Annotated in this window: 5 protein-coding genes; all 5 read right to left on the bottom strand. The window is 62.9% G+C overall.

Annotation, left to right across the window (positions count from 1 at the left end; all coding sequences use genetic code 11):
• Positions 1-111: 111 nt before the first annotated feature.
• The 5 genes from WS69_RS18200 to WS69_RS18180 all read right to left on the bottom strand — a co-directional run bounded on the left by WS69_RS18200 (position 112) and on the right by WS69_RS18180 (position 8,097).
• Positions 112-1,785: a hypothetical protein gene (locus WS69_RS18200; protein ID WP_059472121.1), complete on the bottom strand. Its 1,674-nt coding sequence runs from the start codon at positions 1,783-1,785 to the stop codon at positions 112-114.
• Between the two features lie 105 nt (positions 1,786-1,890).
• Positions 1,891-3,063 (bottom strand): hypothetical protein, encoded by a 1,173-nt coding sequence (locus WS69_RS18195; protein ID WP_156438224.1) that lies wholly within the window; start codon positions 3,061-3,063, stop codon positions 1,891-1,893.
• On the bottom strand, positions 3,060-3,842 hold the full coding sequence (locus WS69_RS18190) for a streptomycin biosynthesis enzyme StrG (protein WP_156438222.1): 783 nt from the start codon (positions 3,840-3,842) through the stop codon (positions 3,060-3,062). The genes WS69_RS18195 and WS69_RS18190 overlap by 4 nt, the downstream gene beginning before the upstream one ends.
• Positions 3,839-6,259: an SAM-dependent methyltransferase gene (locus WS69_RS18185; protein ID WP_197419283.1), complete on the bottom strand. Its 2,421-nt coding sequence runs from the start codon at positions 6,257-6,259 to the stop codon at positions 3,839-3,841. The genes WS69_RS18190 and WS69_RS18185 overlap by 4 nt, the downstream gene beginning before the upstream one ends.
• Positions 6,260-6,288: 29 nt before the next feature.
• Positions 6,289-8,097, bottom strand: a complete 1,809-nt coding sequence (locus WS69_RS18180) for a hypothetical protein (RefSeq protein ID WP_059472117.1) — start codon at positions 8,095-8,097, stop codon at positions 6,289-6,291.
• Positions 8,098-8,855: the final 758 nt, after the last annotated feature.

Below are 8,855 nucleotides of genomic sequence, written 5' to 3'. Positions count from 1 at the left end.
GGGGAATCGGTGGCCGTGGTAGAGCGCTTTCGGTTTCATCGCCTCATCTTACGCGACCACACCCGCCAACGTGACAGCGCCGTCTCTAAGCATGAAGGCCCGCCGTGCCGATCAATCATTAATGTCGAGGCCTGATTCGAACGAATCCTCGTCGCCGGACGCGGCCTCATTTGCGTGGTCGATCGATTCATCAGCAATATTGCTCGCCTCCGTCTGAACGGCGACAGCCTCCTTGATCTGCTGCGCCGTGCTTTGGCTTACCTGGGCGCCCATTGCCTCAACAATTTCGGGAAGTGATTTTGTGACTTTAATCAGGTTTTGGTTCGCTACCACGAAGTCGCCGTCGTTCAGGCTCTGGAGAGCAGCTATCACATTCGAATAGGCGTCCTCTATAGACTGAGTCATCTCGATTTTCGAGAGCTCGCCGATCGCCGCCTCCGCGCTGTCGAGCCCACCCTTGATGCTATCGCCGGCCACTGCGTTGTACACGTTAGCGCTTTGCGTGCGCAAGCCTTCAACACTGCTAGCGAACGATGCGTTGTCCGACGGTACGTCCTCGACGCTACCGCCCGACTCCTGAAGCTTCTGCTGGTTATTCTGCAACGACTCCTCGCCGATCGCTTCGCCGGAGCTTTCCGCATCACTCAGTTGTTGCTGGCTGGGCTGATCGCCGTTGTTCTCGTTTGCCTGATCGTCGCGGGCCTTGTTATTCTTCCCGCTCAGCTTGTGTGCCACGAAATCAATCGCCATCCAAAGTCCGACCGCTTTGAAGAAGTACATGAGGACGTCGTCGAAGGTGGCGAGCGACCAGAAATTGCTCCCCGTCGATTGGGGCGTGGGCGCGAGCGGGATCGCGATCACCTGCTGGTTAAGCATCGTGCCGCACAGGATCGGCCAAACCGTGGTGTCGGTTTCGATCGCGGTGAAGGTCCCCTTGAAGCCGAACGTCGCGTTGAGTACAACTGCGCCAGCCGCGTCGACAATCTGGCCTTCATCGAACTGCAGGTCGGTGGTGCCGCCGGTCGGCGAGTTGAGCGTGATCGTCATGCCGCTCTGGCGATCACTGGGATCGGCAGGCGACGGCGCGCCCGCTTTCTGCTGAAAAACGATGGTGCCTGCGGCCTTCACCGCTGTCGTGCCGGTGGCCGACCCGGAGTAGACGTAGTAGGTACACCCCAGTTCGTCGTTGTTGCCCATGCCCCAGAGATACGCATAGGCGCGCAGCCAAGTGCTGACCGCGACGTAACTCGGGAAGTCAAGTCCCGCGAACAGCGGATACTGGTTGAAGAATGCGGCTATTGCCTGCTCGCCGGCGGTGATGGTCTGCTGATTGAACGCGCTGTCCAGCACGCTCTGGAACGCGACCGCCATTTTCGACGATGGCGACGTCATGATGTTCTGGCAGAAAGAGAGCGCCTTGGACATGTTGGCCGCGGCAGCCGCGGTGACGGTAATCGGAGGGTAAGACATCGAGGTGAAATCGAGCATTTCGCCGACCGCCATCACCGGGAACAGCGAGTTCGGCTGCGAGACGAGCAACTGGTAGATATAGCAGGACTGGGTCTGCCCGGTCGAGTCGACGTAGGTGCCGTCGAGCGTCACCGAGTCCGTCGCGCCGTTGGTCAGCACCTTGGCGCCTGATGCGACGGGCAGCAGAGTCAGGTCCTGCAGATATCCCTGTTGCGGTGAGTTCTGCGCGACGTTGGTCGACGAGTTGACGGCATTGAGTACGACAACGTTCTTGCCCGAGTTGTTGACGATCGAGCAGTTTTTGTTGATATCCATCGCTTTTCTCCGTGGGTGGGTTTGAACAACGTTGGGTGACTGTGAATGCCATGGCTCCATGTCCGGACGTGGACTGTCGTGCAAGCGCGCCGCGTCCGCATCTGGCTAGTACACGATGTTGGTCGTGCTCGAGCGCATGCCTCCTTCGAATCGCGTGGAAATGATCGTGCCGCCGTCCGGCTGCCCGTCGGCAGCGAACCGCGCCGCCCGATAGTCGATGTCGGTCACGCGCACCGCAGTCCTGCCGTCGGTCGCGAAACCGGTGATGAGTGAGCGCAGCGGCGTCAGCCTTGGCCGCGCCAGCCAATCCTCGCTCAATTGCGCGAGGCTGCCGTCAGCGCGCAGCGTCCGCCGCACGCGATCGGCCGCGCGTGCCGGCCGCCACGGTCCCGGCACGGGTCTCGCCGGTGCGGCATCGAGCCGCGGCGGCAGCGGGGCTCGGGATTCCAGAACACGGGTGGAGATCAGTTTGCCATTGGCATAGCGCAAGGCCGTCCGGACCGGCGAACCGCCACCCGCAGGCTGGACTGCGACGACCAGCACCCCTGCGCGAATCCTGCCCCGCGCGTCGAACACGATGCGGGTATAGCTGGATTCGACGAGCTCACGCACGGTCGCACCGTCTTCCGCGTAGATGGTACTCAGCAGCCTGTCGGGCGTTCCCCGTGTGCTCAGGAACGAGCGTGCAGTGCTCGCCAGCGTCAGCGTGGCGCCCGTGCGGCAGGTGACGGCAAGCTCGCCGCCAACGAGCCGCATGCCGGCGAACACGGCGTCTTCAAAACCGATCTCGACGCGCATCGCGATCGCCTCGGCGCTACCGCCCGCATAGGTGGTGAGCATGTAGCTCGCCGGACGCTCGTTGGCGTAGGCCATCTCCGCGAAATGGCATGGCGTCCCGTCCGGCCCGGCAAGCGCGAATTGCGCGACACCGCCGGCAGTCGAGCCGGCGGAATTGAGCACGAGCGAGCGATAGTCGCCGCGCACCACGCGCCGTAGCGTCCCATCGGCCGCGAGCAGCCGGGTTTCCGACGAGACCGCCCGGCCTTGCGCATCGATGACGATGTCGGACGTCGAGTGGGGTGCGCCTCCCGCCAGCGCCGCCGCATAGCGAATCGTGCCTCCACCGGACGACACGTCCGCGTAACTGGCCCGGCCGGTCGTCGCAACACTCACGCCATCGGAGCCGTAATGCACCACGCTGACCGAACGGGGCAGGTTGCTTGCGATGCTTGCCACAGCGCCTGCGGTCGCCAACTGCCCGAATGCCTGGATCATCATGCCTCCCGCGTCGTGGCGGATCGTGCAGCGGGTCCGACTGCGCCGCACCGGCGGCGCGGCTGGTCCAGCACCTCGACGATCCGGTTCATCAATGACACGCCTTCGGCGCGCGTCGTCGCCTGTTTGTAGGAAAACCGCATGTCCAGGCTGACACGCGTCACGCCGGAATCATTGGCGACGGAGCCATGACCCAGATAGCCGCCGTCGAAGATCAGCACCTGCCCGTACCGCACCGGCACGGGTTCGAAATCGCCTCTGCCGTAGTCGCTTTCGAGCCAGAGTGTCGCGCCGCCGTCGACATCGGTGAAAGGCATCCAGAAGTTGATCTGATCGATTCGCCGCGTCACGCAGATGTCGTGGTGGAATGAACTGACGCTGGCCGTGCCCGACAGATGAACGCGCAGCTTCGGATGGCTCGTGTATGAGATCCCGCGCCCCACCAGCGGGGCGAGTTGCGCGAGCATGAAGCCATGGTAGACCTTCCAGAAATCGGCGTCGGCGGGCTGGCGCTCCATCATCGCACTCACCATCAGGTTGTCGCGCGGGCGCAGCCGCGCGTTGCGTGCGCTGCGCCGTCTATGGTCGAGCAGATACTCGTGCAGCCGCTCGAGGCGTCGCACCTTGAACACGTCTCGGCCCAGCACGGCCGCGAACGGGAAGCGCACCGTATCGTAGTCGAGCAATACCCACGTATGGCAAGGGCGCGGCCCGGCCTTGCGTGCGAGCTGCGCGCGATCGACATCGGCAATAGAAGGAGAGGTGACCATCACATTGCTCATGCGCCTTGCACTCCGTCGCGATGCATCCGCGCCAGCACGTGGCGCACGCGTGCCAGATTGGTCGACGCGCGTTCGTGGCCGTGCCATAGAAAGAGGCCGCCTTTGCGGCTCGCCGCCAACATGATCGCGACCAAATGCGCCCACGCCCAGCGAGGCAGCCCGAGACGCGGCGTCGACGCGAGGGCGGCAGCTTCCTCATCGCTCACCGCAGCCATTCCGCGCAGCGCGACGCGCGCCCCACCGGCGCTGCACGCCGTTCCATGAGCGAGCGGGCGTAGCGTGACCGGGTCGAGCACGAAGGTCAACGTCCCGCCGGCCAGCGCAGGCGGACCGTCGCGCCAATGCATCGAATCGCCGTCAAACGTCGCCGTTACGCGCTGTCCGCCAAATGAAAAACCGTTAGCGTCGAAAATCGCGGACGTCACTTCGGTCGAAACCCCGTGCCGCACGAGCAATCGGAACCCGCCGTGCAGATGCGCGGCGCTCGCAATGCCGCCAATGCGGGACGTGAACGGCACGCGGCGTTCTCCGAGCATGAAATGATCCCGGCCGACGGTCAGCGGATCGTCGACGTGAGCGTCGTCGAGCGTGACTGCCATGCCTGCCGGCGTCGGCAGCACCGCGATCAGACGTTCGCTATGGTCCGGCGCGCGCCACCGATAGGTGCCGGCCATCGCGCTGGCCGGTATCCGCGGCCTCGGCAGAGCTTCATGCGCAACGAGCTTGTGCGACGTATCGGGAGTCGCGCCGGCAGGCCAGATCAGCCCGATCCAGCGCCGTCGTCCGCTGGAACACAGATCGGGTTGCAGATAGCCCGCGCACGTATTGCCCCCTTCGGCCGGCCAGGTAAGTACGCCCTTGTCGAAGCGCGCCCTTTGGACGCGCACGCCGTTCAGGTCGACGCGCGTGACGCCACCGCCGGGCTGCCCGAGCACCGACAGCGATAACGCTTGCTCCGCAACGAGGTAGAAGCCGGTCCACACTGCCAGATCGCGGCGCAGCAGTTGCTGGAAATCGGCGGCAAGCGCGGGCCAGTCGGCCTCGATGCCGCGCGCGCCGCTCCACGCCACCGCAGCTTCCTGCACCCGACCAACCGGCGCGCGTTTGATCGCCGCGAGCAATGCGGCGCTTGCCGATTTCCGCGCGAGCAGCAGGTCGAGCAGCCGGCGGTTCTCGGGTTCGCCGCTGGAGCGCAGCCCTTTCGCCGCGAGTTGGATCGCGCCGGCATCGCGCCGGCCCAGCAAATCACGCTCGCGCGGCGACAAATCGGCCCAGCCGGCGACCGCGCCGGCGGGATCGTCGCGATAGCGTTCGCGCAACAGCGGATCGTCGCACAACGCCAGCACGAAGCGCGCGGCGGCGGTGTCGGCTTGCCACTGGTAGCTCTGGGGCACATCGAAGCCGGCAAAATCGGCGAACGCCTTGCGTTCGCGTGGACCGTAGCGATCGATCACGCGCAACACGTCTGCTCCCGTGCGCAACGGTTGGCCAGGTTGGAGCAGCCCGAGCCGGTCGAGCATTGTGGCGTCGGCCGCGGCCGCCTCCTTGGGCGGCAGATAGAACGTCGAGATCCCGGTCACCCAGTTCCGGGCCGACGGATCCCGCAGCGACGCGATCGTCTGGCGGTCTATCACCGGATCGACCCCGGGATAGCGCGAGCCCACGTAGTTCACGACCGGATGATCGGTGCCATACAGCACTTCCAGATAGTCGAGCAGGACCGAGAAGTTGCTGTTCAGATAGCCCTGCCGGCGATAGCCCAGCTCGCCGATCAATCCGACCTGCCAGAGCACGAGATGCAACCCCGTATCGGGTCGGCGCGCCCGGATCAGCATGTCGGTCGCTTCATACATCTGCATGCCGGGCTGGCTTGGATCGACGCTGAGGTCGGCACACAACGTGTCGAGCGCGCTGACCGCCGCGCGCATTTCGGCGCGGTGTCCCTCGCGTCGAGCGATCCGGACAGCCCGGTGCGTGGCCAGAACGAAGATCCCTGGATGTCCGTAGAAGATCGCCACGACTCGCAGCCCGTGACGGACGGGGTGCAGCATTGCCTCTGCCATCTGCATGTAGGTGACATAGCGTCGCTTGCTGTCGTCGTAGAGCGTGTAGAGGTCGTATGCATCGGGCCTCTCCCGTAGCAGCCAGACCTTGGTCGCAGGGTCGGCGACGCAGAAGAAAACGTGGTCCGCCGCGCGAATGCGCGCTTCGTCGGCACGCGTGAAACCGATCGCCTCGATCCCCGAGCCGAGGATTTCCAGCGACCCGGGCAGCGCGGGCGGCGTGATTGCGGCCGGATCGTCGGTTATGGTCGCCGCACGCGCCGCGATCTCGCGGGCGAGGCGTCGCCAGCGGCGGCGATGCTCGTCCGCGTCGGGATAGCGCTCGGGGAAAGGCGGTGACCAGGTAGTGCTCATCAGCATTGATCCTTTCGAAGGAGGGGCGATCAGCCCTTCAGATAGGCCATCGCGACCGACGCTCCGACCTTTACCGGCAGCGGCTGGTTCTGGTAAGTCGCATTCGCCAGTGTCTGGAATGCCAAGTAGGCATTGGCGCCGACGCTCTGTTCCATCTGCGCGACCAGCGCGTTCCTGACATCCTCGGGCCATCGCCAACTCTGTGCTTCGGTATCCGCCTGGCTGTTCGCCGTCGCCAGGAGCATCGACAGCGTCACCTGCAGCGTCGTCGGATCGCCTTGTACTTCCTGCACGTATTGGCTGAAGGTGGTCCAGCGCGTTGCAATTGGGATCGAGTCGTTCAGCATGTAGTTGATGAGCAGACCCAGCCCGGTCGTCTGGCGCGGCTGGAGATTCGCCAGATCCTGCTCGTCCTGCTGTCGCCATGCGTCGAGCAGCGCACCGGCCGTCTGGAAGGCGACGTAGATCGCGACGCCCTCGACGAGCATCGGTAGCGCCTTCTTCATGATCCAGTTGCCGACCGAACCGAGCACTCTGGAAATCGTGCCGGGTTGCACGTCGACGTCCGTATCGATATCCACGTCGACGTCCACGTCGATGTCGATGTCGTTGTCGGTCACGACGTCGATGTCGACATCGATATCGACATCCACGTCCACGTCGACCACGGCGATGAAGTCGACGTCGACATCCACGTCGACGTCGACATCGATGTCAATGTCGATGTCGATATCGATGTCCACGTCGATGTCCACGTCGATATCGACGTCGATATCAACGTCCACGTTAATTGGATCGGCATCGTCGCCCACCGCGCTATCAGGCGCGGCGCCATTGCCGTTCGCGTTGAGCGCGTCGCGGATCCTGCCGGCTATCGCGCTTACATTATTGGCGAGCCATTGCAGTCCGCCGGGGACCGCTTTCAGCAGGTCGATTGCCGCATCGATCGACATCGCGAGCTGCGCGGTGAAGAGTGCGCCGTAGACCAGGTCATAAAGTAGCGCGTACCAGGGCAGACTCGGGTCTTGATAGGACTGCGCGATGAACTGCTGACCGTTGTAAGTACCGACGAACGCCCAGGTGATCGTGTCGGGCTCTCCCTCCCACATGAGGTCGCGAATCAGCGCGCTCAGCCGCAGGCCGTTGTCCGCGGTCGCCCCGGCGCTCGACAGCAGCGAGATCGCGAAATCGAGCGCGATGGGCGCACCATCCGTGGGTGTAAACGTCGCCTTGCCGTCGGCGATGTCCAACGTTCCCACGCACGTCGTCGGCAACACGAATCCCATCGAGCTGGACGGGGGCGGCTCGTAGCAGTAGTACGTGCCGGGGAACGCGTAGAGCTGATTCGTCGCCCAGTAACCGAGTGCGGAGTAGAGGCCGTATGTGAGCCCCGCCGCCCCGTTCTGCGAGAAGTAGGTGGCCGCGGCATCGGGCAGGTCGGTGATGGGGGTCGTGTTCTCGACGAGCAGGCCGAACTCGAGCGCTGTCGGCGTGAACGGCTGGCTCATCGTGTTCTGGTAGAAGTTCCAGCCCGCCTCCGCAATGTCGGCGTCGGTCTGCGCGAGCGAAATCGGCTGTGAATCCGACGCGAGCGAGCCCACGACGGCCACTTTGAGAGGAAACTCGTCTGCCTGCCGCGTGATCACGATGCGCTCGAGCGGCTCGTCCATCCCGAAGGTGGCGGTGCCGTTTGGCGGGACGCTGCCGATTAGCGTGTAGATCGGCACATACGCCGAAGGATCTGTCGACGGCGGATTGGTGGGCGTCGGCGACATCGTCGTGTAAACCTTCACCGGCGCGTTGTACGTGCTGGTGACGATGATCGAGTTTGAACCCATCTTCGTTACACCCTGCGATGCGCACGGGCGTGACGCGGCGACAGATCCGGCTTTTGACAAACCCAAATTTTCATTATTGCCCCCGAGCGGCAATTTAAGTGCACACCATTGGATAGGCGCGCGACTCGCCACGCGCGATCAATTCGATTTGCAAGACATCGTCGCTTCGGCTTGCTTGATCTCCACGTGTATTTTGTGTGATATTCGAAATATTAATATATCAAAGTCAACTCAATCAAACTCCAATAGATACGTTGACTTTTAATTATCTCCCGAATTTATTGCGCCACACCAAACACACCATGCCATCCAATAGGTGTCAGACGGCAGCGGGCCGGCCTGACAGTCCGTTGAAAAACGTTCAAGGAAGGCTGCACCCAAGCTTTCAAATTACTTGAAATTTCCCGCAAGATGCTCGCAAGAAATGACCATGGATAAAAGCATCGTCCGGATGCAATTTTCGCCCTATCTTTAAAACTGTTTTAAACAGATCGCCAGGAATCAATTCCAATTTTGATCTGACGATATCAGGAAAAATCTTCAAAAGTCAAACAAGTTCAGGCCACACAACAAAATGACGCATAGTTGCAACAAAAACGGTGTATCGACCTGCGGCACGATGGATGACTTGCATGGCGGTCATGGTGCATTCGAATACCGGCGGTCTCAATTCTGAAGGGTGCTGTCACGTTGGCGGGTGTGGTCGCGTAAGATGAGGCGATGAAACCGAAAGCGCTCTACCACGGCCACCGATTCCC

The organism is Burkholderia sp. BDU5 (assembly GCF_001522845.1).
In the GTDB taxonomy this organism is placed as follows: domain Bacteria; phylum Pseudomonadota; class Gammaproteobacteria; order Burkholderiales; family Burkholderiaceae; genus Burkholderia; species Burkholderia mayonis.
This window is presented reverse-complemented; position numbering and strand designations above follow the sequence as displayed.

Excerpts from the sequence above, each read along its gene's own strand:
- WS69_RS18185 (WP_197419283.1), bottom strand. The coding sequence starts at position 6,259 with ATGAGCACTACCTGGTCACCGCCTTTCCCCGAGCGCTATCCCGACGCG.
- WS69_RS18195 (WP_156438224.1), bottom strand. The coding sequence starts at position 3,063 with ATGATGATCCAGGCATTCGGGCAGTTGGCGACCGCAGGCGCTGTGGCA.
- WS69_RS18180 (WP_059472117.1), bottom strand. The coding sequence starts at position 8,097 with ATGGGTTCAAACTCGATCATCGTCACCAGCACGTACAACGCGCCGGTG.
- WS69_RS18200 (WP_059472121.1), bottom strand. The coding sequence starts at position 1,785 with ATGGATATCAACAAAAACTGCTCGATCGTCAACAACTCGGGCAAGAAC.
- WS69_RS18190 (WP_156438222.1), bottom strand. The coding sequence starts at position 3,842 with ATGAGCAATGTGATGGTCACCTCTCCTTCTATTGCCGATGTCGATCGC.